The sequence below is a fragment of the Serratia sp. JSRIV004 genome (assembly GCF_019968705.1).
Lineage (GTDB): Bacteria > Pseudomonadota > Gammaproteobacteria > Enterobacterales > Enterobacteriaceae > Chania > Chania fonticola_B.
This window is the reverse complement of sequence record NZ_CP074140.1, coordinates 1-26622: the sequence shown is the minus strand read 5'-3', so window position 1 is coordinate 26622 and position 26622 is coordinate 1. Positions and strand designations below refer to the sequence as shown.

The 26622-nt window shown below is 56.1% G+C and carries 21 protein-coding genes; 11 read left to right on the top strand and 10 right to left on the bottom strand.

Features of this window, described 5'->3' with window-relative positions:
- Positions 1-83: 83 nt before the first annotated feature.
- The 10 genes from KGP21_RS00105 to KGP21_RS00060 all read left to right on the top strand — a co-directional run bounded on the left by KGP21_RS00105 (position 84) and on the right by KGP21_RS00060 (position 13750).
- Positions 84-1091, top strand: coding sequence for a LacI family DNA-binding transcriptional regulator (locus tag KGP21_RS00105; protein WP_059199253.1), 1008 nt, complete (start codon positions 84-86; stop codon positions 1089-1091).
- Between the two features lie 129 nt (positions 1092-1220).
- Positions 1221-3347, top strand: a complete 2127-nt coding sequence (locus KGP21_RS00100; protein ID WP_223536747.1) for an alpha-galactosidase — start codon at positions 1221-1223, stop codon at positions 3345-3347.
- An 82-nt stretch (positions 3348-3429) separates the two neighbouring features.
- The gene (locus KGP21_RS00095; protein WP_223498654.1) at positions 3430-4701 is read left to right on the top strand and encodes an MFS transporter; all 1272 of its coding nucleotides are present in this window, start codon (positions 3430-3432) and stop codon (positions 4699-4701) included.
- Positions 4702-4771: 70 nt separating this feature from the next.
- A complete protein-coding gene (locus KGP21_RS00090) occupies positions 4772-5806 on the top strand; it encodes a LacI family DNA-binding transcriptional regulator (RefSeq protein ID WP_179248620.1) in 1035 nt (344 codons plus the stop codon).
- Between the two features lie 156 nt (positions 5807-5962).
- The gene (locus KGP21_RS00085) at positions 5963-6721 is read left to right on the top strand and encodes a sugar phosphate isomerase/epimerase (RefSeq protein ID WP_223536745.1); all 759 of its coding nucleotides are present in this window, start codon (positions 5963-5965) and stop codon (positions 6719-6721) included.
- A complete protein-coding gene (locus KGP21_RS00080; RefSeq protein WP_172413971.1) occupies positions 6718-7665 on the top strand; it encodes a sugar kinase in 948 nt (315 codons plus the stop codon). The genes KGP21_RS00085 and KGP21_RS00080 overlap by 4 nt, the downstream gene beginning before the upstream one ends.
- A 122-nt stretch (positions 7666-7787) precedes the next feature.
- Complete coding sequence (locus KGP21_RS00075; protein ID WP_024483300.1) at positions 7788-9056, top strand: MFS transporter; 1269 nt, start codon at positions 7788-7790, stop codon at positions 9054-9056.
- An 81-nt stretch (positions 9057-9137) separates the two neighbouring features.
- A complete protein-coding gene (ghrB, locus tag KGP21_RS00070) occupies positions 9138-10112 on the top strand; it encodes a glyoxylate/hydroxypyruvate reductase GhrB (protein ID WP_223536743.1) in 975 nt (324 codons plus the stop codon).
- 186 nt (positions 10113-10298) lie between these two features.
- A complete protein-coding gene (locus KGP21_RS00065) occupies positions 10299-12365 on the top strand; it encodes an alpha-amylase (protein WP_223536741.1) in 2067 nt (688 codons plus the stop codon).
- 134 nt (positions 12366-12499) lie between these two features.
- On the top strand, positions 12500-13750 hold the full coding sequence (locus KGP21_RS00060; RefSeq protein ID WP_059199262.1) for a valine--pyruvate transaminase: 1251 nt from the start codon (positions 12500-12502) through the stop codon (positions 13748-13750).
- A gap of 60 nt (positions 13751-13810) precedes the next feature.
- Here KGP21_RS00060 and KGP21_RS00055 read toward each other — a convergent pair whose 3' ends face one another.
- The 3 genes from KGP21_RS00055 to ibpA all read right to left on the bottom strand — a co-directional run bounded on the left by KGP21_RS00055 (position 13811) and on the right by ibpA (position 16549).
- A complete protein-coding gene (locus KGP21_RS00055) occupies positions 13811-15469 on the bottom strand; it encodes a putative transporter (protein WP_071682676.1) in 1659 nt (552 codons plus the stop codon).
- Positions 15470-15636: 167 nt separating this feature from the next.
- Positions 15637-16065 carry a small heat shock chaperone IbpB gene (ibpB, locus tag KGP21_RS00050; RefSeq protein ID WP_021181373.1) on the bottom strand — a complete coding sequence of 143 codons (429 nt, stop codon included), beginning with the start codon at positions 16063-16065 and terminating at the stop codon, positions 15637-15639.
- 70 nt (positions 16066-16135) lie between these two features.
- Positions 16136-16549 (bottom strand): small heat shock chaperone IbpA, encoded by a 414-nt coding sequence (gene ibpA, locus KGP21_RS00045; protein ID WP_021181374.1) that lies wholly within the window; start codon positions 16547-16549, stop codon positions 16136-16138.
- A gap of 304 nt (positions 16550-16853) precedes the next feature.
- Between ibpA and KGP21_RS00040 the strand changes: the two genes are divergently transcribed.
- A complete protein-coding gene (locus KGP21_RS00040; protein WP_021181375.1) occupies positions 16854-17213 on the top strand; it encodes a YceK/YidQ family lipoprotein in 360 nt (119 codons plus the stop codon).
- Here KGP21_RS00040 and KGP21_RS00035 read toward each other — a convergent pair whose 3' ends face one another.
- From KGP21_RS00035 to dnaA, 7 genes are all read right to left on the bottom strand, one after another.
- Complete coding sequence (locus KGP21_RS00035; protein WP_223536739.1) at positions 17214-18494, bottom strand: DUF3748 domain-containing protein; 1281 nt, start codon at positions 18492-18494, stop codon at positions 17214-17216.
- A gap of 75 nt (positions 18495-18569) precedes the next feature.
- Positions 18570-19310, bottom strand: a complete 741-nt coding sequence (locus KGP21_RS00030) for a phosphatase PAP2 family protein (protein WP_223536737.1) — start codon at positions 19308-19310, stop codon at positions 18570-18572.
- A 319-nt stretch (positions 19311-19629) separates the two neighbouring features.
- Positions 19630-20445: a sugar-phosphatase gene (gene yidA / locus KGP21_RS00025; protein WP_223536735.1), complete on the bottom strand. Its 816-nt coding sequence runs from the start codon at positions 20443-20445 to the stop codon at positions 19630-19632.
- A gap of 125 nt (positions 20446-20570) precedes the next feature.
- Complete coding sequence (gene gyrB, locus KGP21_RS00020; protein WP_059199267.1) at positions 20571-22985, bottom strand: DNA topoisomerase (ATP-hydrolyzing) subunit B; 2415 nt, start codon at positions 22983-22985, stop codon at positions 20571-20573.
- A gap of 18 nt (positions 22986-23003) precedes the next feature.
- Positions 23004-24089 carry a DNA replication/repair protein RecF gene (gene recF / locus KGP21_RS00015; protein WP_021181392.1) on the bottom strand — a complete coding sequence of 362 codons (1086 nt, stop codon included), beginning with the start codon at positions 24087-24089 and terminating at the stop codon, positions 23004-23006.
- Positions 24090-24121: 32 nt separating this feature from the next.
- On the bottom strand, positions 24122-25222 hold the full coding sequence (gene dnaN, locus KGP21_RS00010) for a DNA polymerase III subunit beta (protein WP_021181393.1): 1101 nt from the start codon (positions 25220-25222) through the stop codon (positions 24122-24124).
- Between the two features lie 5 nt (positions 25223-25227).
- A complete protein-coding gene (gene dnaA / locus KGP21_RS00005; protein ID WP_021181394.1) occupies positions 25228-26622 on the bottom strand; it encodes a chromosomal replication initiator protein DnaA in 1395 nt (464 codons plus the stop codon).

The window sequence follows — 26622 nt, the reverse complement described above, 5'->3', positions numbered from 1 at the left end:
ATTTCCTGCCCTCACCTCTCCCGCCGGTTCCTCTGCCTGTGTTACTCTCGCCCGGCATCCCAACACCTTCTGTAGAGTGAAATATGTCCCTGAAAGCGATTGCCAAAGCATTGGATCTCTCCGTTACCACCGTGAGTCGCGCCCTGAATGGCTACGGCGACGTGGCCCAAGATACGCGCCAACGGGTAGAGGCTGAGGCAGAGCGTTTGGGGTATCGCCCCAATACCCTGGCACGCCGCTTAAAAATGGGCAAAATCGACGCCGTTGGTCTGGTTTTTCCCTTCAATAACTACACGTTAAGTAACTCTACCTTGATGGAGATGATCGGTTGTATCAGCAATGAGTTGGTACGCCACGAGATCGATCTGCTGCTGGTGGCAGATGATGCGCCCCATCAGGCCTTTACTCGTCTGATTGCAAGCAAACGTGTTGATGCGTTGATTGTTGCCCATACGCTAGACAACGATCCGCGTCTGCATGAATTACAGCGGCTTAACTTCCCGTTTCTGGCGCTCGGCCGCAGCCAACTGGTGAAAGATTACGCCTGGTTTGATTTTGATAATCGCGCTGGCAGCCTGATGGCTGTGGACTATCTGGTGGCGCTCGGCCACCGGAAAATTGCCTATCTGGGCGAAAATAACCAGCAGTCATTTATCAGCCAACGCCGCCAAGGTTATCTGGATGGACTGGCCAACCATCAACTGCAACAACGTGACGATTATCTGTGCAGTATCACGCCAAGCCGTCGCGCGGGCTATCTGACCACCCAAGCGTTATTGGCGTTAGCCGATCCACCGACGGCAATCATTACTGACTGCAACGGTCACGGCGAGGGGGCAGCAATGGCGCTTCGTGATGCCGATAAACTCGGCCCCGGTGGAGTTTCTCTGGTGGTGTATGACGGATTACCAGCGGAAAGCCTGCTCGATCTTCCTGTAGCCTCCATCGTCCAAGCCACCCGCGCAGAAGTCGGCCAACAAATCGCACAAATGACTCTTGGCCTGATCCGTGGTGAACCCCTGCAACAATTACAGGTACTGTGGCAACCGGTGCTAAAACCCAACCCTGACGAGCTCCCCCTTACCTCCTGATCGTTTAAAACAACGACGTTTTTTGCCCGACCAGATCACAGTTCCGAAACGTTTAGGTTTTAATCCGAAACGTTTCGGATCAATGATGAGGCCACTGAGTTGAGCCAAAGATCGTAAAGGAGTCAAAACATGGAACCCACCATTGTGCGGTTAACCAGCCCCATGACCGACGTCATTGTTCGTTGCCAGCCGTTTGCCGAAATTCTCTATTGGGGCCCTCATTTAAGCGGGTTTATGCCGGAAGATGTCCTGACGCTGAGCCGGGCGGTGCCCAACGGCAGGCTGGATGTCGATGCGCCACTGACGCTGGCGGCAGAATCTGGACGCGGTCTGTTTGGCTCACCGGGAGTGGAAGGCCATCGTGACGGCTACGATTGGTCACCCGTATTCACCACCAGCGAAATCACGCATCAAGACAATCAGTTACTGATCCTGGCAGAAGACCCACAGGCTGGGCTGCAACTACGCAGCGAACTGCAATTGGACAGCGCCAGCGGCGTGCTAAAGATGCGCCATACGTTGATCAATCATCATGCTGCTCGTTACTGGGTTAACCGATTGGCGTTAACACTGCCCTTGCCTGAGCGTGCTGGTGAAGTGATGGCGTTTCATGGCCGCTGGATCCGCGAGTTCCAACCGCACCGCGTCACCCTGGAGCATGGTGGATACCTGCAGGAAAACCGCCGAGGACGCAGCTCTCATGAATACTTCCCCGGCATGATGGTAGGTAGCCGTGGCTTCAGCGAGCAACAAGGGGAAGTCTGGGGCATTCATCTCGGTTGGAGCGGCAACCATCGCCTGCGCGCCGATGTGAAAACCGATGGCCGCCGCCTGCTGCAGGCAGAGGCCCTGTATCTGCCAGGCGAGCAGGAGCTGGAAGGCGGAGCCAGCCTAAGCACGCCCTGGCTGTATGCCGCCAGCTCTCGCACGGGTCTGAATGCGCTCAGCCAGCAGTTTCACCGTTATGTCCGCCAGAATATCCTGCACTTCCCTGAACACAAGCCACGTCCCGTGCATCTCAATACCTGGGAGGGCATCTATTTCGACCACCAGCCCGAGTACATCATGCAAATGGCCACCAAATCGGCCGAACTTGGCGTAGAACGCTTTATCATTGATGACGGCTGGTTCCGTGGGCGCAACCACGATCGCGCCGCACTTGGCGACTGGTATCTGGACGAGAAAAAATACCCGAACGGGCTGGCACCGGTGATCGAGCATGTTAAACGGCTAGGCATGGAATTCGGTATCTGGGTGGAGCCAGAGATGATCAATCCAGATTCCGATCTGTTCCGGGCTCACCCCGACTGGGTGTTAGGTTTACTGGGCTATCAGCAACCTACCGGACGTTTTCAGTACGTGCTCGATTTGTGCAACCCACAGGTCTTCGAATACCTGCTGGAGCGTATGAACTGGCTACTGAGCAATCATGATATCGACTACATCAAGTGGGACATGAACCGCGAGATCGTGCAACCCGCACACCTTGGCCGCGCCTCGCTGACAGCCCAGACCGAGCAATTCTATCGCCTGTTGGATAGTTTGAGGGAACGCTTCCCGCAGGTGGAATTCGAATCCTGCGCCTCCGGTGGGGGCCGTATCGATTATGAGGTCCTGCAACGCTGCCACCGCTTCTGGGCCTCCGACAACAACGACGCGCTGGAACGTCAAACCATTCAGCGTGGCATGAGCTATTTCTTCCCCCCGGAAGTGATGGGCTCACACATCGGCAACCGACGTTGTCACGCCACCGAACGTCAGCACAGCATCGGTTTTCGCGGCCTGACGGCGCTGTTCGGTCACATGGGTATCGAACTCGACCCGGTCAAAGAAGGTGACGCCGAACAGCTTGGCTTCGTCCGCTATGTGGCGTTGCACAAATCTCTCCGGCCGCTGCTACATAGCGGCGATGTTATCCGTATCGATCATCACGACCCAAGCACCCAGATTAATGGCGTGGTTGCCCCAGGACAGGAGCGAGCAGTCATTCTGGTCAGCCAGTTGGCGATGCCGGATCACCAGTTGCCGGGTAATTTGCGCATTCCAGGGTTGAGGCCGGATGCACGTTATCGGATCACCCTGCTGGATACCCCGCCGCTGATTCACCAACAGCAGGGTGGCCATACCATGCGCCAGTTACCCGCCTGGATGAAACAGCCCTGCGACGTTAGCGGGGAATGGCTGGCACAGGTCGGCCTGGCGTTACCGGTACTGGATCCGGAAAGCGCCATGCTGATCGGCCTGGAACAGCTCTGAGTTATCCCATAGATTTGCAGGTGCAGCGCTCACCACGGCGGGCCGCTGCACACCCAAAGCTCGTCGTGGAAGGACAATCACCATGAACGCCACCGTCTGTACCTATAAAAATAACCGTAACTTCTGGATATTTGGCGCTTTCTTTTTCCTCTACTTTTTCATTATGGCCACCTGCTTTCCGTTTCTGCCGATCTGGCTGTCTGAAGTCATCGGGTTGAATAAAACCGAAACTGGCCTGGTATTTTCCTGTCTGTCTCTGTTTGCCATTCTCTTCCAACCCATTTTCGGCATTATTTCCGATAAGCTCGGGCTGAAAAAACATCTGCTTTGGGTGATTACCCTGTTGCTGTTTTTCTTTGCCCCCTTCTTCCTCTACGTCTTTGCACCGTTATTGAAAATCAACGTCTTGCTCGGAGCCATGGTGGGCGGGGCCTATATCGGATTTGCTTTTTCAGGGGGCGCGGGAGCCGTTGAGGCTTATATCGAGCGAGTCAGCCGCAAAAGTGCCTTCGAATACGGCAAGGCAAGGATGTTTGGCTGTTTCGGCTGGGGGATCTGTGCGTCTACCGCCGGGGTGTTATTCAACATCAATCCGGATATCGTCTTTTGGATGGGTTCTGGAGCCGCAGTGCTACTGATGCTACTCCTGATCCTGGCCAACCCGCGCGAAAATCCTAACGCCATGGTCATGGGCAAACTGGGTGCCAACCAGAGCCAGTTCAACCTGAGGATGGTGGTAGCGCTGTTCAGGATGCCGAAGATGTGGATGTTCATCCTGTATGTGGTCGGCGTAGCCTGCGTCTATGACGTGTTCGATCAACAGTTTGCCAACTTCTTCAAAACTTTCTTCAGCTCGCCCCAGCGCGGTACCGAAGTCTTCGGTTATGCAACCACCGCCGGAGAATTGGCCAATGCGCTGATCATGTTCTGCTCGCCGTGGATTATTAACCGCATCGGGGCGAAAAATACGCTGCTGCTGGCCGGCACCATCATGTCCATACGCATTATTGGCTCCGCCTTTGCCACAACGGCATTGGAAGTCATCATGCTGAAAATGCTGCACGCGCTGGAAGTGCCTTTCCTGCTGGTCGGCTCCTTCAAGTACATCACCGCCAACTTTGATACCCGCCTTTCCGCCACGATCTATCTGATTGGTTTCCAGTTTGCCAAACAGGGGGCCGCCATCTTCCTCTCTGCCTTTGCAGGTAGCCTGTATGACCGTATGGGGTTCGCCGACACTTACCTGATCCTTGGCTGCCTTGCCTTGGGTGTCACTCTGATTTCTGTCTTCACCCTCAGCAGCCCCGGCAAGAAAATCCAGACGCAGGCCAAAGCGCAGGAGGCCACCTCCTGACACGGGTCATTCCCGGCTTTGGGCTTGGTGTGTTAGTCTCCTTGGCATTGAACCGCAGGGGAGATTGGCTGTGAGCAGTGATAAAGCAACGCGTGCCTCAGGGCGCGCCACCATCAGTGATGTGGCAAAACACGCCCAAACCGGCAAAACCAGCGTGTCGCGCTATCTCAATGGTGAACAGCACCTGCTCTCCGACGCCCTCAAGCAACGTATCGACATCGCGATCCAGCAGCTCGACTATCGCCCAAGCCAGATGGCACGCAGCCTGAAAGGCGGACAAACGCGGCTGATCGGCCTGATCATCGCCGATATCACCAATCCCTATTCCGTCGACGTGATGCGCGGTATCGAAGCCGCCTGCCGTCAACATGGCTTTACCCTGCTGGTCTGTAACACCAATAACGAGATCAATCAGGAACAGCACTATCTACAGTTGCTGAGCAGCTACCGGGTGGAAGGGATTGTGGTGAACGCCGTAGGGATGCGAGAAGACGCGCTCTCCATGCTGCAACAGTCGATGCTGCCAATGGTGCTGATCGACCGTAAAATTCCCGATTTCGCCTGCGATGTGGTGGGCCTGAATAACCACGAGGCCACCGCCATCGCAACGGAGCATTTGTTACAGCAGGGGTTTGAGGCGATCCTGTTCCTCAGTGAGCCGATTGGCACCGTGAATACCCGGCTTGAACGTCTGCACGCCTTTCGCCAGACCATGGCCAAACATCCCGATTTATCCGCCGAGCAGGCTGAAACCCCGCTCAACGACGCCGAAAAGCTGGCAACGGTATTACAGACCTTCAACACCCGCCATCGCGGCATGCGCAAAGCGGTGATCTCAGCCAACGGTGCCCTAACGCTGCAAGTTGCGCGCGCTATGCGCCACCTGGGCATGCAGTGGGGCAACGATATTGGCCTGCTGGGGTTTGACGAACTGGATTGGGCCGAACTGGCCGGGGTGGGGATCACCACCCTGAAACAGCCCACCTACCAGATAGGACATGCCGCGTTGGAGCTGCTGGTGCAGCGTATCCAGGGCCTCGATGATCCCGTTAGCGAGCAGCTATTCTCCGGTGAGCTGATCGTTCGTGGCTCCACCCAGCGTTAAGCCACACTCGAATCACCAGTCCTCAAACGACTATTTTTCAGCCAACTCCGTGATTGCGATCATAATTCTGCATGCTGCTGCTTTTCAATGGAACCGGTTCCATTTACCGTGGCAATAACAGTCGCGGTGGTGATAGGTCACCTCAGGAGCCAAAAGATGAAGCAACAGATTATTGTAGTAACCAGCGCCTACGGCAACGACAAGGTACAGCAGCTAGGGGGGCAGGCGGCGTTATTACCCCTGATCGCTCAGGCAGGCGCAGACGGCGTGGAAATCCGCCGTGAACTGCTTTCCCCGCAGGAACTGGACGCTTTACCCACTCTGGCAAAAGCCCTGCAGCAACACCAACTGGCCGCCGTGTATTCCGCTCCTGAGTCACTGTTTACCCCACAGCACACCCTGAACCCGAATCTGCCCGCCTTTTTGGCAGAGGCGAAGATCCTGCAAGCCAGTAGGCTCAAACTCGCTTTAGGCCACTACCGGCCAGGCTTTGACTTTACCGAGTTAAAAATCGCGCTGGGGCAATCCGCAACCCAACTGGTGGTCGAGAACGATCAAACGCCAGACTGCGGCATCCTGTCATTGATGAACGCCTTTTTCCATGCGGTGGAAGAGAGCCAGTTGCCGGTCGGGATGACGTTCGACATGGCCAACTGGCATTGGGTGGGGCAAGACGCCCTGGCCGCCGCCAATCTGCTGGCCGCACACGTCGGCTATATCCATGTTAAAGCCGCCACCCTTGGCCCACGCGGCTGGCGCGCCATCGCCCTGGATGATACCGACGGTAGCTGGCGTGAAGTGCTGGCCCGCTTGCCGCAGGACGTACCACGCGGCATCGAGTTCCCGCTACAGGGCAGCGATCTGGAGGCGGTAACCCGCCATTACGTGGATATGTTACGTGGGGAGCAGGCATGATGAGCACGCAAAATTCTTTAGATGTCGTCACGCTGGGTGAAGCCATGGCGATGTTTGTCGCAGCGCAAACTGGCGATCTGGCCGAGGTTGAAAGCTTTACCAAACGCATCGCCGGTGCCGAGCTGAACGTAGCGATCGGACTGGCCCGCCTGGGTCTGAACGTCGGCTGGGTCAGCCGGGTAGGTAATGACTCGTTTGGACGCTTTACCCTGCAACAGCTGGCGAAAGAAGGGGTTAATGCCCAGCGGGTCACCGTTGATGGCCGCTACCCAACCGGTTTTCAGCTGAAATCTAAAAATACCGATGGAACCGATCCCAGCGTAGAGTATTTCCGCAAAGGCTCCGCCGCCAGCCATCTTTCCACCGCCGACTTCGATCGTGACTACTTCGCCGGGGCGCGCCATCTGCACCTGAGCGGAGTAGCCGCCGCGCTGTCTGCCGAGTCGCTGGAGCTGTGCCATTTCGCCGCCGCCGAGATGCGCGCCCTGGGCAAAACCATCTCCTTCGACCCCAACCTGCGCCCAGTGCTGTGGTCTAGCCGGGAGCTGATGATCGAACAGCTCAACAAGCTGGCCTGCGCGGCCGACTGGGTGCTGCCAGGGTTAAAAGAGGGCCAGATCCTGACCGGACAATCCACCGCGGAAGGCATCGCCGATTTCTATCTGGAGCGCGGCGTACAGGCCGTGATCATCAAAACCGGGCCAGAGGGTGCCTGGTTTAAAACCGCCGCCGGCGACCAGGCTGCGGTACCCGCGGTCAAAGTCACCAACGTGGTTGATACCGTCGGTGCCGGAGACGGCTTCGCGGTTGGGACGCTGAGCGCCCTGCTGGAAGGCAAAACGCTGATCCAGGCGGTACAACGCGGCAACAAGATCGGTTCGCTGGCCATCCAGGCCATCGGCGACAGCGAAGGGCTGCCAACCCGTGCCGCACTGGCGGAATAATCATTTGCTCCAATGAGCGCCCACCTCTGTCCCTACAACCGAGGCACGCCGGGAGAGCACAAGCCCCAGCGGATGGCTGCAAGCCACCGCTGGTGAGAAGACTCCACTGAAGGGTTCTGCACATGACTAAAGCAACTATTGCGGCCAAACGCTGGTGGTACATCATGCCCATCGTGTTTATCACCTACAGCCTGGCCTATCTGGACCGCGCCAACTTTAGCTTTGCCTCTGCCGCCGGGATTAATGACGATCTTGGCATCACCAAAGGGATGTCATCCCTGCTGGGTGCCCTGTTTTTCCTCGGCTATTTCTTCTTCCAAATCCCCGGCGCCATCTACGCCGAACGCCGTAGCGTCAAGAAGCTGATTTTCTGGTGTTTGATCCTGTGGGGCGGCTGCGCCTCGCTGACCGGCATGGTCAGCAATATCCCGATGCTGGCAGCGATCCGCTTTATCCTCGGCGTGGTGGAGGCGGCGGTGATGCCCGCAATGCTGATTTACATCAGCAACTGGTTTACCAAGTCTGAACGCTCTCGCGCCAACACCTTCCTGATCCTCGGCAATCCAGTCACGGTGTTGTGGATGTCGGTGGTTTCTGGCTACCTGATCCACGCCTTTGGCTGGCGTGAAATGTTTATCATCGAAGGGGTTCCTGCGGTGATCTGGGCATTCTGTTGGTGGGTGCTGGTCAAAGACAAACCGTCACAGGTCGGCTGGCTGAGCGATCAGGAAAAGCTGGCGTTGCAACAGCAACTGGCCGAGGAGCAGAAAGGTATCAAGGCGGTACGCAACTACGGCGAAGCCTTCCGCTCGCGCAACGTGATCCTGCTGTGCATGCAATATTTTGCCTGGAGCATCGGCGTGTATGGCTTTGTGCTGTGGCTGCCTTCGATCCTGCGCAGCGGTATGCAGATGGGGATGGTTGAAGCGGGCTGGTTGTCGTCGGTACCTTATCTGGCCGCCACCATTGCGATGATCGTGGTTTCCTGGGCATCGGACAAGATGCAGAACCGTAAGCTGTTTGTTTGGCCGCTGTTGTTGATTGGCGCGCTGGCCTTCTTCGCTTCCTACGCCATTGGCCCGAACCACTTCTGGATCTCCTATGGTCTGCTGGTGGTCGCCGGTGCGGCCATGTATGCGCCTTACGGTCCGTTTTTCGCCATCATTCCGGAGATGCTGCCAAGAAACGTCGCCGGGGGTGCTATGGCGCTGATTAACAGCATGGGCGCGCTGGGCTCCTTCTTCGGCTCCTGGTTTGTCGGTTACCTCAACGGGGCGACCGGCAGCCCGGCGGCCTCCTATATGTTCATGGCTATCGCGCTGCTGGCCTCAGTGGGGCTGACGCTGATCGTCAAGCCAGCACGTAATGAAGCTCAGCCCCAGGTGGCCTGATCTTGCGAGTGAGGGGCTCAGCCCTTCACTCTCCTGCAATATGTTATGTTGAACATCTCGTTCGCCAGATGGAGTTATTTGATGAAGCCTGCAATCGTGTTGTACAAACGTATTCCTGCCGACCTGCGTGCCAAGCTGGACCAGCACTTTACCGTTCATGCCTTTGACGGTCTGCAACTGGACAACGCCGCCTTCGATCAGGCGCTACAACAGGCCGAAGGCATCCTCGGTTCCGGCGGCAAGATTGACGAAGCCTTTTTGCAACGCGCCCCCAAACTGCGTGCGGCGTCCACCGTCTCCGTCGGTTATGACAACTTTGACGTTGCAGCGCTCAACGCCCACCGGGTGCTGTTGATGCATACCCCAACCGTCCTGACCGAAACCGTGGCCGATACCATCATGAGCCTGGTGTTGGCCACCGCACGCCGGGTGGTCGAGGTGGCTGAGCGGGTCAAGGCAGGGGAATGGCAGGGCAGCATCGGGCCTGACTGGTACGGCGTTGACGTGCATCATAAAACCATCGGCATCCTCGGTATGGGCCGCATCGGCCTGGCGCTGGCGCAGCGCGCGCATTTTGGCTTTGGCATGCCGGTGCTGTACAACGCACGCCGTACACATGAAGAAGCAGAGCAACGCTTCAATGCCCGCCGTTGCGATCTCGATACGCTGCTGGCCAAGTCGGACTTCCTGTGCATTACGCTGCCGCTCACTGAGCAAACCTTCCATCTGATTGGCCGCGAACAGCTGGCGAAGATGAAGCAGAGCGGAATTTTGATTAACGCGGGGCGTGGCCCGGTGGTAGATGAGCAAGCGCTGATTGAAGCCTTACAAGACGGTACCATTCATGCCGCTGGATTGGATGTGTTCGAGCAAGAGCCGGTCGCGGTCGATTCGCCGCTGCTGAAAATGGCCAACGTGGTCGCTTTGCCGCATATCGGTTCCGCTACCCATGAGACTCGCTACGGCATGGCCGAGTGCGCCGTGGATAACCTGATTGCCGCCTTGACCGGCACGGTCACAGAAAACTACGTTAACCCGCAGTTGCTGAAGAAATAAGTTTGACTGAATGAGACTGCTCCGGCTCGCTATGTAGCTACATTTTGAACCTGTGGAGTGAGCAGCAGTCTCCCCCTTCCCCCTCCGCCCCCAAATTCTTACCCAGGGATGAGGCGATTTTTTCTCCATCCAGCACACTAGGTTACCCTACGATAAAAACGCTTCCTGCCACGAGTAAGGAGAGCCATGAAACGCCTGACCCTTCCCCTGCTGATGCTGCTTTCACCCGCAGCGCTGGCCAACTGGACGCTGCAAAGCTTCCCGGCCTTCAGCGAATCCGCCAGCGGTTTATTTACCAGCCAGGCTACCCTGGCCAAAGGCCAACTGCCGCTGCGGCTGTATCAGAACCAACAGTGCTGGCAGCCCAGTGACGCGGTTAAGCTGAACCAGACATTGTCGCTGCAACCCTGTAGCGATAGCGAGCCGGTCAACTGGCGGCTATTTCGCGATGGTGATTATCAGGTGCGGATCGATACCCGCAGCGGTACGCCTACCTTGCAGCTCAGCCTGAAGGCCGAACCGGAAAAAACCGTCGCCGCCGTGGCCCGTACCTGCCAACGCTGGGATGGCCAGCCGATCACGATCGCGGTGAAGGACACCTTTGCCGAAGGCGAAACGGTGCGCGATTTTTACTCCGGCCAGATCGCCACGGTAGTTCAGGGCCAGGTCACCCTGCAACCGGCGGCCAACAGCGGGGGTCTGCTATTGCTAGAGTCAGCCAATACGCCGCCACAGGCGGCTTTCAACTGGCACAACGCCACGGTCTATTTCGTGCTGACCGATCGCTTTGAAAACGGCAACCCAGCCAACGATCACAGCTATGGCCGCCACGGCGACGGCATGCAGGAGATCGGCACCTTCCACGGCGGCGACCTCGCCGGGTTGACGAAAAAACTGGATTATCTGCAACAGCTGGGGGTCAACGCCCTGTGGATCAGTTCCCCGTTGGAACAGATCCACGGCTGGGTCGGCGGCGGAACCAAAGGGGATTTCCCGCATTATGCCTACCACGGTTACTACCACCAGGACTGGACCAAGCTCGATGCCAATATGGGCAACGAGCAGGATCTGCGTAATCTGGTGGAGCAAGCACATCAACGTGGGATCCGCATCCTGTTTGACGTGGTGGTGAATCACGTCGGCTATGCCACGCTGGCCGATATGCAGCAGTTTCAGTTCGGCTCGCTGTACCTGAAGAGTGACGAAGCCGCAAAAACCCTCGGCAAAAACTGGGGCGATTGGCAACCTGGGCCTGGCCAGAGCTGGCACAGCTTTAACGACTACATCAACTTCAGCGATAAGGCAGGCTGGAGCCAATGGTGGGGAAAAAACTGGATCCGCACCGATATCGGCGATTACGACTCACCGGGCTTCGACGACCTGACCATGTCACTGGCTTTCCTTCCGGACATCAAAACTGAAGCGCCAGGAGCCAGCGGCCTACCGCTGTTCTTCCGCCATAAATCTGATACCGCCGCGCGCGAAATCCCAGGGGCCACCACCCGCGATTATCTGACGGCCTGGCTCAGCCAATGGGTGCGCGACTACGGCATTGACGGTTTCCGCGTTGATACCGCCAAGCACGTCGATAAACCCACGCTGGACCTGCTAAAGCAGCGTGCCACCGAGGCGCTGGCAGAGTGGAAAGCGGCTAATCCCAAGCAGGCACTGGATAACGCGCCGTTCTGGATGACCGGTGAAGCCTGGGGCCACGGGGTGATGAAAAGCGACTATTACCAGCACGGCTTCGATGCGATGATCAACTTCGATTTTCAGGATCAGGCCTCGCAGGCGCTGGGCTGCTTCTCCAATATCGATGCCACCTATCAGCAAATGGCGGACAAGCTGCTGGGCTTCAACGTGCTGAGCTATATTTCCTCGCACGACACTCGCCTGTTCTTCGCCAGCGATGCCAAAGGTTCGTTGCCTTTGCAGCAACGAGCAGCAGACCTGCTGCTATTGGCTCCGGGCGCGGTACAGATTTATTACGGTGATGAGAGTGGCCGGCCGTTTGGCCCTACCGGTTCCGATCCTTTACAAGGCACGCGCTCGGATATGAACTGGGGTGAACTGCAAGGAGCCAAAGCGCCGTTGTTGGCACATTGGCAGCGGCTAGGCCAGTTCCGCGAGCGCCACCCGGCAGTCGGTGCCGGTACGCAGCAATCCCAGCAAACGCCTCATTACTATGCCTTTAGTCGCCAACATGGGGGTGATAAGGTGATGGTGGTGTGGGCTGGCGATCGGTCACAATAATTCAGCGCGTTATGCTGTAAAAAGCCCGCCGAGCGACATCTATGCCCGGCGGGTAAGATATCAGCCGCATTGCACCCGCTTTTATCTGGCGGTATGGTGGGCGTCTACCCGCTTACAACCATATTGCAGCAGCTATGAATTTTTCACTTTTCGGCGACAAATTTACCCGTTACGCGGGCATCACCCGCTTGATGGACGATCTGAACGAAGGCCTGCGCACGCCAGGTGCCATCATGCTTGGCGGCGGTAACCCGGCGCAGATCCCAGAGATGGCCAGCTACTTCAAACAGCTGTGCCAGGAGATGCTCGATCAGGGCAAGCTGACCGAGGCACTGTGCAACTACGACGGCCCGCAAGGCAAAGACGCCCTGCTGAAAGCGCTGGCCACTATGCTGCAGGAAGAGCTTGGCTGGCAGATCGAGCCACAGAATATTGCACTGACAAATGGCAGCCAGAGCGCGTTTTTCTACTTGTTTAACCTGTTCGCTGGCCGTTACGCCGACGGCACTCGCCGCCGCGTGCTGTTCCCGCTGGCGCCAGAATATATTGGCTATGCCGATTCCGGACTGGATGAAGGGCTGTTTGTCTCTGCCAAACCCAATATCGAGCTGCTGCCAGACGGCCAGTTCAAGTATCACGTCGATTTTGAGCATCTGAACATCGGTGACGACATCGGCATGATCTGCGTATCGCGCCCCACCAACCCGACCGGTAACGTGATCACCGACGAAGAGCTGATGAAGCTCGATCTCTTGGCGCAACAGCGTGATATCCCACTGGTGATCGATAACGCTTACGGCGTGCCGTTCCCCGGCATTATCTTCAGCGAAGCCACGCCGCTGTGGAACCCGAACATCATCCTGTGCATGAGCTTGTCCAAGTTGGGTCTGCCTGGCTCACGCTGTGGCATCGTGATTGCCGACGAGAAGGTCATTACCGCGCTGACCAATATGAACGGCATTATCAGCCTGTCCCCAGGCAGCATTGGCCCGGCGCTGGCCACGGAGATGATTGAGCGCGGCGATCTGCTGCGTTTATCCAACGAGGTGATCCGCCCGTTCTACAAGCAGCGGGTCGAGCAGACCATCGGCATTATTCGCCGTTACCTGTCGCCGGAGCGCTGCCTGATCCATAAACCGGAAGGGGCTATCTTCCTCTGGCTGTGGTTCAAGGATCTGCCCATCACCACCGAGCTGCTGTATCAACGGCTGAAAAAGCGTGGCGTATTGATGGTGCCTGGCCACTACTTCTTCCCGGGATTGGAGCATGAATGGCCGCATACGCATCAATGTATGCGCATGAACTATGTGCCTAATCCGGAAGATATTGAGCGTGGCGTGATGATCCTGGCCGAAGAGGTTGAGCGCGCCCACCAGGAAGCGTAGCCGGTTGAGATTTTGTCAGCAGTATCTTGGGGCTCCGCAAGCGGAGCCCCTTTTTGCAGGCTACATTGCCCAGAACAGCACCGCCAACAGCTGCGGTGACATAATGCGCAGGAACATCGCCAACGGATAGACCGTGGCATAAGAGAGCGCTGCAGCGCCGCTGGTAGGGTGCAGGCCATTGGCAAAGGCCAACGCCGGGGGATCGGTCATTGAGCCCGCCAGCATACCGGAGAGCGTCAGGTAGTTCATCTTACCCACTACCCGAGCCAGAATACCTACGCTGATCAGCGGTATGAAGGTGATGAGTGCCCCGTAACCGACCCACGCCAGCCCATCGCCATGCAGCAGGGTATCGACAAAGTTGCCACCCGACTTCAGGCCAACCACAGCCAGGAACAGCACGATACCCAGTTCACGCAGCGCCAGGTTGGCACTTGGCGGCATAAACCAGTACAGCTTACCGATGCTACCAATACGCCCCAGGATCAGCGCCACCACCAGCGGACCACCGGCTAACCCCAACCGCAATGCTGCCGGGAAGCCGGGAATAAACAGCGGGATAGAACCCAACAGCACCCCAAGGCCAATGCCGATAAATACCGGCAGCATCTGCACCTGTTGCAGCTTCTGCTGGGCGTTGCCGACAATCGCGGCCACCGCCTCAATGGATTCTGGCCGCCCCACCAGGTTGAGGATATCCCCGAACTGCAGCGTAACATTGCTGCCCGCCACCAGCTCGACCCCGGCACGGTTGAGGCGAGAGACCACCACCTCATATTTTTGCTTCAGCTCCAGATCGCGGATTTTTTTACCCAGCACCTTTTCGTTGGTCACTACCGCACGAACCACTTGCAGTGAAGTCCCCCGGGTGGAGAGCGATACGTCGACTTCCTCGCCAATCACCAGCCGGGCATTTTCCAGCTTTTCGCGCTTGCCGACCAGGTGCAGGAAATCCCCCAGTTCCAGCGTCTCATGCGGGGCGGGCACCATCAGTAAATCGCCGCGCTTGAGGCGCGAACAAATGATCTCATCACTGTTGAGCAACGGTACGTTCTTGATGGCCATGCCTTGTAGATTGGGGTTACGCACCGCCACGTTCATGGTCTGCAACAGTTCGCGATTGCTCCCCAGACTGTCTTCAAATTCCTGCGCTTCCTTATCGATATTGATGCGGAAAAACAGCCGGATCAGCCACATCACCAGCAGAATGCCGCAGATACCGAACGGATAGGCCATCGCATAGCCCATCCCCATGCGGTTAACCAGCGCCGGATCGGAACCCAGATCGGTGAGTATCTGCTGCCCGGCACCGAGCGCCGGAGTGTTGGTAACCGCGCCGGAGAACACGCCGAGAATGATCGGCAACGGCACGGCAAACAGCTTATGGACAATCGCCGCCACCACGCCGCCCACCAGCACCAACAGAATGGCGAAGCCATTGAGCTTGAGGCCGGAAACGCGCAGGGACGAGAAGAAACCAGGGCCGACCTGAATACCGATGGTGTAAACAAACAGGATCAGACCGAACTCCTGAATAAAGTGCAGCATGTCGCCGTTGAGAGTGATCTGGTAAGTCTGTGCAAAGTGTCCGACGATGATGCCGCCGAACAAGACGCCGCCTATCCCTAAACCCACGCCATACACTTTCCAGTTGCCAATCCATAACCCGAGAATAGCCACCAACGCCAACATGCTGACGGTCAGGGCGATATCACTCATACGTCACATCCTTACCATAAGTTTAACAATCGGTATGCGATTAAATGCCTGCAATTAATAGGGATTCTGACATAAGGCGTTGGGGGGTAATGTGGGGTATGCCACAGAATGCGACGGGGGAGGCCCGAATGGACCTCCCCCGCAAGTTTTTGTGTTTTTTCAGCCGGTTATTTGGCTTCCAGCTCCGGAGTGCTACCGATGCTGATGCGTTGTGGCTGCAAGGCTTCCGGCACGTGGCGTACCAGATCGATGTGCAGCAGGCCGTTTTCAAATTTGGCTTCGGACACCTGCAGGTGCTCTGCCAGGGTAAAGGTCAGGCTGAACTCTTTGCACACCAGCCCCTGATGCAGATACTCCACCTGTTTTTCCGGCGGTGTGGGGTTGCCACGCACGGTCAGGCGCGGGCCTTCCACTTCAATATCCAGTTCGCTTTGTTTGAACCCGGCTAACGCCAGGGAAATGCGATAGTGGTTATCGTCGCTTTTCTCAATGTTATAGGGCGGGAACCCTTGTGGCTCCTGGCCTCCCATTGAACTGGCCAGCTTGTCAAAACCGATCCATTGACGCAGAAGTGGGGATAAATCGTAGTTACGCATAATACTCTCCTTCCAAGAAGCGAGGTTTAAAGTTTGCCCCCTAACGGCAGGCACGGTGATACAACAACAATTACTTAATTTCGATCCGACGCGGCTTTAACGTTTCCGGCACGATACGTTCCAGATCGATATACAGCAGGCCGTTTTCCAGTTTGGCGCCTCTAATTTGAATATGCTCGGCCAGCTGGAATTTGCGTTCAAAGTTACGCTCGGCAATGCCTTGATATAAATAGGTTCTCTCAGCAGGTTCGTTGGTGTGAGCCCCGCGCACAATCAACAGATTGTCTTGCGTGGTGATCTCCAGTTCCTGCTCGGCAAACCCGGCCACCGCGATGGCAATGCGGTAATGATTTTCATCAACCAGCTCAACGTTATACGGCGGATAGCCACCGTTACCCTGGCTTTGGCCAGCCTCAAGGGCGTTGAACAGACGATCAAAACCGATCGCGGAACGGTACAGCGGGGAAAGATCAAAGTTGCGCATAAAACAGCCTCCTAAGGCACTTCAGCGAGGTTGATAATGAAGCCTTCCATCATGGACAGGCTATAAGGCTTGAATTCCCTTACGGCAAATTCTTAATTTGGCCTTGTAAAGAAGATGGGGTTTGCTTTCCACATTTCAACTGGTGATGATGAAATAATTGCCAATGGAAACGGCGAAAATTTGTTTATCACATACACTCAAAGTGAGATAGCCGCCACAGTGCGGAATGTTGCATCTTTCAATGCTTTGGCTGGATGTTATAAATCAGCAAATTTCAGGGGATGTCTCCCCTCAGGATGGACGAATGAAACCAATAAAAAAAATGATAGCGACCGGTTGCCTGCTGCTGACCACTAACGGTTGCTCCAGCGTAGCCAGCCACACCGGGGCCGACCAGGGTTATTACTCCGGTACGCGCGCCAATGTCGATATGATGAAGAGCGAAGATACCAGTTGGGCCATGATGCCCCTGCTGGCGATCGACCTGCCCCTGTCGGCGGCGATGGACACCATTTTGCTGCCTTACGACTACCTGCGTTCTGGCAGCGATAAAGCGGCAGCCTCACCCAAAGCCCGTATCCAGCATGATGAAGAACGAAATCTGGCTGTCAGCGGCAATCCAGGCCAGGGCATGGCAACCTCGCCAGCACCGGCCGGGTTGTAGTTAAACCGCCACCACAAAAATCTGGTTAAATCCGGCGACTTCACGCATAAAGGCCACCTGTTTGCCATCTGGTGAGAACACCACGGCGTCCCCCAGTGGTGGTTGCGTAGTCCGTTTGGTCAGGCGCTGCATATTGCCGTTGGCGATATCGCACAGCATCACGCTGTTATCACACACCAGCGCAATCTTGCCCCCCTGCGGATGCCAACTGAAGGCCGACTGGATGCTGTGATCCGATTGTGTCACCTGATTCGCCTCCCCGCCATTGGGGGAAACAGTCCACAGTTGCACTATGCCCCGATCGTCTTGCATCAGGAAGGCGATGGCCCTGCCGTCTGGCGAACTCCGCAACCAATGACGTGGCGTGGTGGCAACCCCAGGATAGTTGCGTTGGCCGGTATAGGTTAACCGCCGTTGTCGAACGCCTAACGGTGGCGCAGGTAAGGTCGTTGCCGTTCCCTGCAAGGGAGCCTCCCCGGCTTTGGCATAGTCGGCATCGTTTTCAGGTAAATCTACCACAAACACTTCCGGCAACTTTTTCCCCTGCGGCGAGAGGGTATCGCCGATAAACGCCAACGCCCAACGCTGGCGACTGCCATCGGGTTTGCTATAACCTTGCAGGCCAATCCAACCTTCTTCATAAGCCCGATTGATTTGATCGCTGCCCGGTTGCGGGGTTGGCGTGGTTGCGCTGACCAGTACGCAATAATGGCTTCCGTCGTATTCACGTGGGTGCTGCTTGGGGGGATTTACCCCTTGCAACGGCACCGCTACGCCAACGTTACGCAAATCCAGTGCGGGATCGAGTTCATGCATCACATGGTCGTTATAGGTGAAGCTCAGACGGCTACCCTCTGGGCTGAAGACATGCACGTGGGTGCCGCCACGCAGCGCACCTGGGGTATAGGGGGCGGTAATGTCCAATGCGTCCAGGGTGATCGCCAATTCACGATCCGGCTCGCTGACGATCACGCCACGGCGATGGTGGAAGTCATAATGCCAGAAGCTGTCTGGGTGTTCCGGCCCATGGATAAACGCGTAGCGCGCTGGCGCATCCGGGCTCACCGTCACCACGCCGACATGGGCTCCATGCTGCGCCCGATAAACCACCTCCACCTGACCGCTGGCAACGTTCACCCGTTCAATACTCAGCCCGGTAAAGGATGCACCGCTTGGCCGTACATCATATGCCAGCCATTGGCCGCACGGCGTCCAGACATTAATGTTGGTGAGTTGATGACCTCGCGGATCAAAAGTCAGCTGTCGTTCCTGATGGCTCATGGCGGCTCCTGTATACCGGCTGGCATAGAACCGCCATAGTACCCGATCGGCCTGGCTGTTTCACACCACCCAGGTTTAAGGCGCTTTTGCTAATCGCAGGTATTCAGCCTTGGCTTTTTGTAACTGGTCAACAAACGTTGGCTCGGCGTGTAAACGTGCCACGATAGCCGCCCCAACCAGGCGCCCGGCGGTAACGTCACTCTGCCAATGATAGCCGCAAATCACGCGGCTTTGCCCCATCTCATAACCCCGTTTGAGGATCTCCCCTTGGCGAGCAGGATTGATCTCCGCCAGCACGAGTGCAGTAGCCCAACCGATACTCGTATGGCCAGAAGGGTAGGAACCGTTGGTTGATAGCACACTTTCTTCTTCCGGGCGGCAGGTCGCCTGATGATAAAAAGCAAAAGGCCGGGTCCGCATATAATGCTCCTTGGCGCTGCGGGTCGCCAAATCACCGGTATCCTCACGCATTTTGGTTACCAGGCGATATAACTCTGGCGTTTTCTTGCGTGTTATTTCCATGCCGAAGGCGTTGAAAAATGCCAGTGGTATGCCATCGCCGTAAATCTGCGCATCGTTATAAGCTTGCTTGCCTCTTGGCGTATTCCTCAGCAACTTACCGGCGTCATACTGAGCTTTGTCATTGAGGAAGTCGATGCTGTCAACGGCCGGTGGCGGGGGCAATAAGGAGAGGCTATCAATAGACTGCGCTTCCTTAAGATAGTAGAAATCCGGTGCCGTCGTCACGTCTCTGGCGGCAAAGGATATTTGCGTCAAGGCAATATAAGCCAATGATGATATTATAATTTTTTTCATATTATCTCCTAACAAACTTTATTAGTTGTTTTGCAATATAGTGAGTAAGCTAAAATGAAAGATGATGTGATAAATAGCTATTTCGTCATTTAAAATACAATAAAAAATACAGATCGCAAAAATAATTTTTATTTATACCATTTAAATTAATGCAATTAATTAACGCGAAAATTTATATTAATAAAACATGAACTCACTACAAATATTCTTTTAGGAGCGACTTAGTTATTTCAGTAAAGAAATAACACCAGCAGGCCATCAGCCATACCTGATTTACGTGGAAGCATCTTAAGCCCCCAGGGAAGGGGGCTGGCAGACATTAAACGTTCAGCACAAACTTCTCAATGGCCAGTGCGACGCCGTCTTCGGTATTGGTGCCGGTCACGTGCTGGGCAATTTCCTTTAATTCTGCAATAGCATTGCCCATCGCCACGCCCAGCCCGGCATACTCGACCATCGCAATATCATTAGCCTGATCGCCTAACGCCATCACGTTTTCCTGCTTGACGCCCAAATGCTCGGCCAGCATTCTGACGCCCGCGCCCTTATCAACATTCTTGTGCAGGATCTCCAGGAAGTAAGGGGCGCTTTTCATAATGGTGTAGCGATCCCAGGCCTCTGCGGGCAAGCGGGCTATCGCGCTATCCAGCAACTCTGGCTCATCAATCATCATCACCTTCGGGAAGCGCATGGTGCGATCCATCTCTTCCACGCTGCGGTATTTCAGCGGGATACCGGTCATTTGCGATTCATGGACGGTATATTTGCCAATGTCTTTATTTGGCGTGTAGAGGGTATCGAAATCAAAGGCGTGGAAATGTACGCCAAACTCCCGTGCCAACTGCTCAAAATAGAGGTAATCGTCAAAGCCGAGCGTTTCTTGCAGCACGCAGGCCCCGTCCGTCGCCTTCAGCACCAGAGCACCGTTATAAGTGATGCAGAAATCGCCCTCCCCCTGAATATCCAACTGACGCAGATAGTCCTGCACGCCGACATATGGCCGCCCGGTAGCCAGTACCACATGCACGCCTTTAGCGCGCGCGGCGGTCAGAGCCTGCTTTACCGCGGGCGTAATCTGGTGCTGCGGATTGAGCAGCGTACCGTCCATATCAATTGCAATCAGTTCAATAGCCATTCGAGCGTCTCCCAGTGGTTTTTTCTCATGCTAACGCGTTTCAGCTTGCCTTGTTAGTGCTAAAAACGGCATAAAAAAATCCGCGCGGGCGAACCGGCGCGGATTGTTAATAGCCAAATAAGGCGTTAGATATCGATATTCGCCGCTTTCAGGGCGTTTTCTTCGATAAAGGCACGGCGTGGTTCAACCGCATCGCCCATCAGGGTGGTGAACAGCTGATCGGCCGCAATAGCGTCTTTCACCGCTACGCGCAGCATACGCCGCTGATCGGGATCCATGGTGGTTTCCCACAGCTGGTCCGGGTTCATTTCGCCCAGCCCTTTATAGCGCTGGACCGACAGGCCACGGCGCGACTCTTTCACCAGCCACTCCAACGCCTGTTCGAAGCTGTCTACCGGCTGGCGACGTTCGCCACGTTCGATATAGGCATCTTCTTCCAGCAGGCCGCGCAGTTTTTCGCCCAACGCACAGATCCTGCGGTATTCACCACCGCGGATAAATTCAAAGTCCAGCGGGTAGTCTGTATCAACACCATGGGTACGGATACGCAGCACCGGTTCGAACATCTGGCGTTCACGGTTTTCAACCAGCACAGAACTGTAGCTGCTACCGTGCTGCTCGTTATCGTTGAGCAATTTCACCAGCGATTCGATCCAGCTTTCCACCTTGGCACGGTCGCTCAGATCGTCTTCGTTCAAGGTTGGCTGGTAGATCAGGTTGTTCAGTAACGCACGCGGGTAACGGCGTTCCATCCGGCCAATCTGCTTCTGCACGGCGTAATGTTCAGCCACCAGCTTCTCTAACGGCTCACCCGCCAAGGCTGGTGCAGAACCGTTGGTGTGCAGGGTCGCGCCGTCGAGGGCGATGGAGATCTGATACTGATCCATCGCTTCGTCGTCTTTGATGTACTGCTCCTGCTTGCCTTTTTTCACCTTGTACAGCGGCGGCTGGGCAATATACACATGGCCACGCTCGATGATTTCCGGCATCTGACGATAGAAGAAGGTCAACAGCAGCGTACGGATGTGCGAGCCGTCGACGTCGGCATCGGTCATGATAATGATGCTGTGATAACGCAGTTTGTCCGGGTTGTATTCGTCACGGCCAATGCCGCAGCCCAGCGCGGTGATCAGCGTGGCAACTTCCTGTGAGGACAGCATCTTGTCGAAGCGGGCTTTCTCAACGTTGAGGATTTTCCCTTTCAGCGGCAAGATTGCCTGGTTCTTACGGTTACGGCCCTGCTTGGCTGAGCCGCCCGCGGAGTCCCCTTCCACCAGGTAGAGTTCGGACAACGCCGGGTCACGTTCCTGACAGTCCGCCAATTTGCCTGGCAAGCCAGCCAAATCCAGCGCGCCTTTACGGCGGGTCATTTCACGCGCTTTACGCGCCGCTTCACGAGCACGGGCCGCATCGATGATTTTACCGACCACGATCTTGGCGTCCGCTGGGTTTTCCATCAGGTAATCCACCAGCTTCTCGTTCATCAGAGATTCGACCGCCGTTTTCACTTCCGAAGACACCAGCTTGTCTTTGGTCTGGGAAGAGAATTTAGGATCGGGCACTTTCACCGAAACCACGGCAATCAGGCCTTCACGCGCATCGTCACCGGTGGCGCTTATTTTGGACTTTTTGCTGTAGCCTTCTTTATCCATGTAGGTGTTCAGGGTACGGGTCATCGCGGCACGGAAGCCGGCCAGGTGAGTCCCCCCATCACGCTGCGGGATGTTGTTGGTGAAACAGTAGATGTTTTCCTGGAAACCATCGTTCCACTGCAGCGCCACTTCCACACCGATATCGTCTTTCACGGTTGAGAAGTAGAACACCGTTGGGTGGATCGGCGTCTTGTTCTTGTTCAGGTATTCCACAAACGCACGGATACCCCCTTCGTAATGGAAGTGGTCTTCTCTGTCGTTGCGCTTGTCTTTCAGGCGAATAGAGACGCCCGAGTTGAGGAACGACAGTTCACGCAGGCGCTTGGCCAGGATGTCGTACTCAAACTCGATGTTATTGGTAAAGGTCTGGAAGCTCGGCCAGAAGCGCAGGGTAGTACCTGTCTGGTCGGTTTCACCGACGACTTTCAGCGGGGCCTGTGGTTCGCCATGCTTGTAAGTTTGCTCATGGACCTTGCCTTCGCGGCGGATCACCAGTTCCAGCTTTTCTGACAGGGCGTTAACAACAGAAACGCCCACGCCGTGCAGACCGCCGGAAACCTTATAGGAGTTGTCGTCAAACTTACCGCCGGCGTGCAGTACGGTCATGATGACCTGTGCCGCAGACACCCCTTCCTCTTCGTGGATACCGGTTGGGATACCACGGCCATCATCCTGCACCGAGACGGAGTTGTCGGCGTGGATCGTCACCTGAATGTCGCTACAGTGGCCAGCGAGTGCTTCGTCGATAGCGTTGTCCACGACCTCGAATACCATGTGGTGCAGACCGGTGCCGTCATCAGTATCACCGATATACATGCCCGGACGCTTACGTACCGCATCCAGCCCTTTTAATACCTTGATACTTGAGGAGTCATAAGAATTCGACATCAACGTTTCTCGCTCATTTTAGTCCTGTGGTTGAACCTCTATTTTACCTTGTTCCACGCGGAACATCTTGCCCTTTTCACCCATCATGTCGGTTACTTGTTCAGCGCTTACCGCACTGACAAAAACCTGTGCCTGGGTGGCTTTCAGGCGATCGGCCAGCAACCGGCGACGGCCGGTGTCCAGCTCGGAGGCAAAATCATCAATCAGATACAGGCAACGCCGCCCGCTCTGGCGGGTGAGAAACTCACCCTGCGCCAAGCGCAATGCGCACATCAGCAGTTTAAGCTGACCGCGCGATAACAAATCCTCTACCGGCGTACCTTCGGCACGAATGCGGAAGTCCGCTTTATGCGGCCCCACCGCGGTATAGGTTAACGCCCTGTCGCGCTCAAACTGGCGCTCCAGCAGCTCTCCGTAGTCGCTCTCTTTGTCCCAGCCGCGCTGGAAAGAGAAACTCAGGGCAAATTCGGGCAAAAACTGCGCGCAGGTCGCGGTGATATCCGCGGCAATTGCATCGCTGTAAGCTGCCCGCCACTCGCTGATACGCTCGGCCAACGGGATCAGTTCCTGATCCCAGGCGCGGATCTGCGCATAGCGATTGACCTGGCGCAGCGCGGCATTGCGCTGCTTCAGTAACCTTTTCAGGTTGCTCCAGGCGGTGAAAAAACCGGGTTCATTATGAAAACAACCCCAGTCCAGGAAGGCACGCCGATACTTCGGCCCGCCATTAAGCAGGGTAAAACCTTCGGGGGTGATCAACTGCATAGGCAATAGCTGTGCCAGCTCTGCCACCTTATGGCCATCGCTGCCATCGATGCGCACTTTGCTGTCACCCTGACGGCTTTTACTCAGTCCTACCGATAATTCGCGCCCGCTGCCTTCGATCCGGCCATGCAACACAAACTCCGGCTGATCGTGGCGGATCACTCGCCCGGCCTGCAGGCTGCGAAACGCGCGCCCATGACCAAGGGTATAAACCGCCTCCAGCACGCTGGTCTTGCCGCTGCCGTTGGCCCCCACCAGGAAGTTAAACCCCGGTGCAGGCGCCAGATCGGCAGCTTCGATATTGCGGAAATCTTTAATCAGTAAACGCGTTAATGCCATGCCATCTCTTTACCGAAACGGTATTTATAAAATTACAACCGCATTGGCATAACCACGTAGGCGGCGGACTTGCTGGCACCGTCCTCGATCTGCACGCTGGAGACGGAATCGGTCAGCAGCAGGCGCACATCTTCACACTTGAGCGCGTTCAGCACGTCCAGCACATAGCTGACGTTGAAACCAATTTCCATCTCGGTGCCATCATAGCTGACATCGAGGATCTCTTCCGCCTCTTCCTGTTCCGGGTTGTTGGCGGTGATCTTGAGCTGGTTCTGGCTGACGTACAGGCGCACGCCGCGGAACTTTTCGTTCGACAGAATGGCCGCACGAGCAAACGCCTGCTTGAGCAGATCACAGCCCGCTTCCAGCGTTTTGTCCGGGTTCTTCGGCAATACGCGGCGATAATCAGGGAAACGGCCGTCAACCAGCTTGGAAGTGAAGATAAAGTCACCGACGTGGGCGCGGATGTTGTTGCTACCAATCTGCACCCGTAGCGGCGTATCGCCACCGTCAAGCAAGCGGACCAGCTCCATCACCCCTTTACGCGGCACGATCACCGAATGGGTAGGCAACTGTTGGCCAATCGGCATTGAACACACCGCCAGGCGGTGGCCATCGGTGGCGACGGTGCGCAGTTCTTCCCCTTCGGTTTCAAACAGCATACCGTTCAGGTAATAGCGCACATCCTGATGAGCCATCGAAAATTGGGTGGCTTCAATCAGGCGCTTTAGCGTCGCCTGCGGCAAGGTGAACTCCACCTCGCTCTGCCAATCATCCAGATTCGGGAAGTCTATCGCCGGCAGCGTCGACAGCGAGAAACGGCTGCGGCCAGAACGCACCAGCATACGGTCGCCTTCGAGGATCACCGTAATCTCCGCACCTTCCGGCAGGCCACGGCAGATATCAAAGAATTTACGCGCGGGGACGGTCGTCGCGCCCGCTTCATGGGGCTGAGACAGGGCAACGCGGGCCACCATCTCCATCTCCAGATCGGTCCCTGTCAGTAACAGGGAACCTTCCGTCACCTGCAGCAGCAGGTTACCCAGAATTGGCAGCGTCGGGCGGCCACCCAGTGGGCTGCTCACCTGTTGCAGCGGTTTTAGCAGATGCTCACGTTCAACGATAAATTTCATATGGGCTATGACGACAATGTTCTGATTAAATTGGAGAAATCTTCTTTGATGTCGTGACTTTCCTCACGCAGCTGCTCGATCTTCCGGCAGGCGTGCAACACCGTAGTATGGTCGCGGCCACCAAACGCATCGCCGATTTCTGGCAGGCTGTGGTTGGTGAGCTCTTTTGCCAATGCCATCGCCATCTGGCGCGGGCGGGCAACCGAGCGCGAACGCCGTTTAGACAGCAGGTCCGCGATTTTGATTTTGTAGTACTCGGCCACCGTCTTCTGGATATTGTCGATGGTGACCAGCTTTTCCTGCAACGCCAGCAGATCCCGCAGCGCTTCACGCACGAAATCGATGGTGATGGCGCGGCCAGTAAAGTTGGCGTTGGCGATCACCCGGTTCAGCGCCCCTTCGAGCTCACGCACGTTGGAACGCAGACGTTTGGCGATAAAGAACGCCACTTCGCCCGGCAGACGGATATCGTTCTCGTCGGCCTTTTTCATCAGGATCGCCACGCGGGTTTCCAGCTCCGGCGGCTCGATCGCCACCGTCAGGCCCCAGCCGAAGCGGGATTTCAAACGATCTTCCACCCCATTGATCTCTTTTGGATAGCGATCCGAGGTCAGGATGATCTGTTGATTACCTTCCAACAGGGCGTTAAAGGTATGGAAGAACTCTTCCTGTGAACGCTCTTTGTTGGCAAAGAATTGAATATCATCGATCAGCAACGCATCCACCGAGCGGTAGTAGCGTTTGAATTCTTCAATGGCGTTATTTTGCAGCGCCTTGACCATGTCCTGCACAAAGCGTTCCGAGTGCATATAGACCACTTTGGCATTGGCCTTACGCGCCATGATGCCGTTGCCTACCGCATGCAACAGGTGCGTTTTACCCAGGCCGGTACCGCCATACAGGAACAGGGGGTTATAAGCGCCCCCCGGATTGTCTGCCACCTGCCGCGCCGCAGCACGAGCCAGCTGGTTAGACTTACCCTCAACGAAGTTATCGAAGGTGTGCTTGGGGTTGACGTTGGAACGATAGGACAGCTCAGGCGGCGGTGCCGCGTTGTCCCAGCTTGGGCGGGACGGTGCAGCCGTGCGCACCACCGGGGCTACCGGAGCGCTGTTGACGCTGGCCATTACGGGCTGGCTGAGGGTTTGTGTCAGTGGCTTGCTGCCCACCTCAAAACGCAACAGCGGCGCATCCGTACCGCAGAAATCATTCAACAGGCCATTGATATTGTTTAAGTACTTATCGCGAACCCAATCCAGCACAAAGCGATTGGGCGCATACAGCGCCAGGGTATTGTCACTCAGTTCCGCCTGCAATGGGCGTATCCACATACTAAATTCTGTGGCAGGTAACTCATCCTGCAATCGGGCAAGACACTGCTGCCAAAGCGAAAGTGACAC

Bases quoted from the DNA above. Each gene is read 5' to 3' on its own strand.
- KGP21_RS00105 (WP_059199253.1), top strand. From the start codon at position 84: ATGTCCCTGAAAGCGATTGCCAAAGCATTGGATCTCTCCGTTACCACC.
- KGP21_RS00100 (WP_223536747.1), top strand. From the start codon at position 1,221: ATGGAACCCACCATTGTGCGGTTAACCAGCCCCATGACCGACGTCATT.
- KGP21_RS00095 (WP_223498654.1), top strand. From the start codon at position 3,430: ATGAACGCCACCGTCTGTACCTATAAAAATAACCGTAACTTCTGGATA.
- KGP21_RS00085 (WP_223536745.1), top strand. From the start codon at position 5,963: ATGAAGCAACAGATTATTGTAGTAACCAGCGCCTACGGCAACGACAAG.
- KGP21_RS00080 (WP_172413971.1), top strand. From the start codon at position 6,718: ATGATGAGCACGCAAAATTCTTTAGATGTCGTCACGCTGGGTGAAGCC.
- KGP21_RS00075 (WP_024483300.1), top strand. From the start codon at position 7,788: ATGACTAAAGCAACTATTGCGGCCAAACGCTGGTGGTACATCATGCCC.
- ghrB (WP_223536743.1), top strand. From the start codon at position 9,138: ATGAAGCCTGCAATCGTGTTGTACAAACGTATTCCTGCCGACCTGCGT.
- KGP21_RS00065 (WP_223536741.1), top strand. From the start codon at position 10,299: ATGAAACGCCTGACCCTTCCCCTGCTGATGCTGCTTTCACCCGCAGCG.
- KGP21_RS00060 (WP_059199262.1), top strand. From the start codon at position 12,500: ATGAATTTTTCACTTTTCGGCGACAAATTTACCCGTTACGCGGGCATC.
- KGP21_RS00055 (WP_071682676.1), bottom strand. From the start codon at position 15,469: ATGAGTGATATCGCCCTGACCGTCAGCATGTTGGCGTTGGTGGCTATT.
- ibpB (WP_021181373.1), bottom strand. From the start codon at position 16,065: ATGCGTAACTACGATTTATCCCCACTTCTGCGTCAATGGATCGGTTTT.
- ibpA (WP_021181374.1), bottom strand. From the start codon at position 16,549: ATGCGCAACTTTGATCTTTCCCCGCTGTACCGTTCCGCGATCGGTTTT.
- KGP21_RS00040 (WP_021181375.1), top strand. From the start codon at position 16,854: ATGAAACCAATAAAAAAAATGATAGCGACCGGTTGCCTGCTGCTGACC.
- KGP21_RS00035 (WP_223536739.1), bottom strand. From the start codon at position 18,494: ATGAGCCATCAGGAACGACAGCTGACTTTTGATCCGCGAGGTCATCAA.
- KGP21_RS00030 (WP_223536737.1), bottom strand. From the start codon at position 19,310: ATGAAAAAAATTATAATATCATCATTGGCTTATATTGCCTTGACGCAA.
- yidA (WP_223536735.1), bottom strand. From the start codon at position 20,445: ATGGCTATTGAACTGATTGCAATTGATATGGACGGTACGCTGCTCAAT.
- gyrB (WP_059199267.1), bottom strand. From the start codon at position 22,985: ATGTCGAATTCTTATGACTCCTCAAGTATCAAGGTATTAAAAGGGCTG.
- recF (WP_021181392.1), bottom strand. From the start codon at position 24,089: ATGGCATTAACGCGTTTACTGATTAAAGATTTCCGCAATATCGAAGCT.
- dnaN (WP_021181393.1), bottom strand. From the start codon at position 25,222: ATGAAATTTATCGTTGAACGTGAGCATCTGCTAAAACCGCTGCAACAG.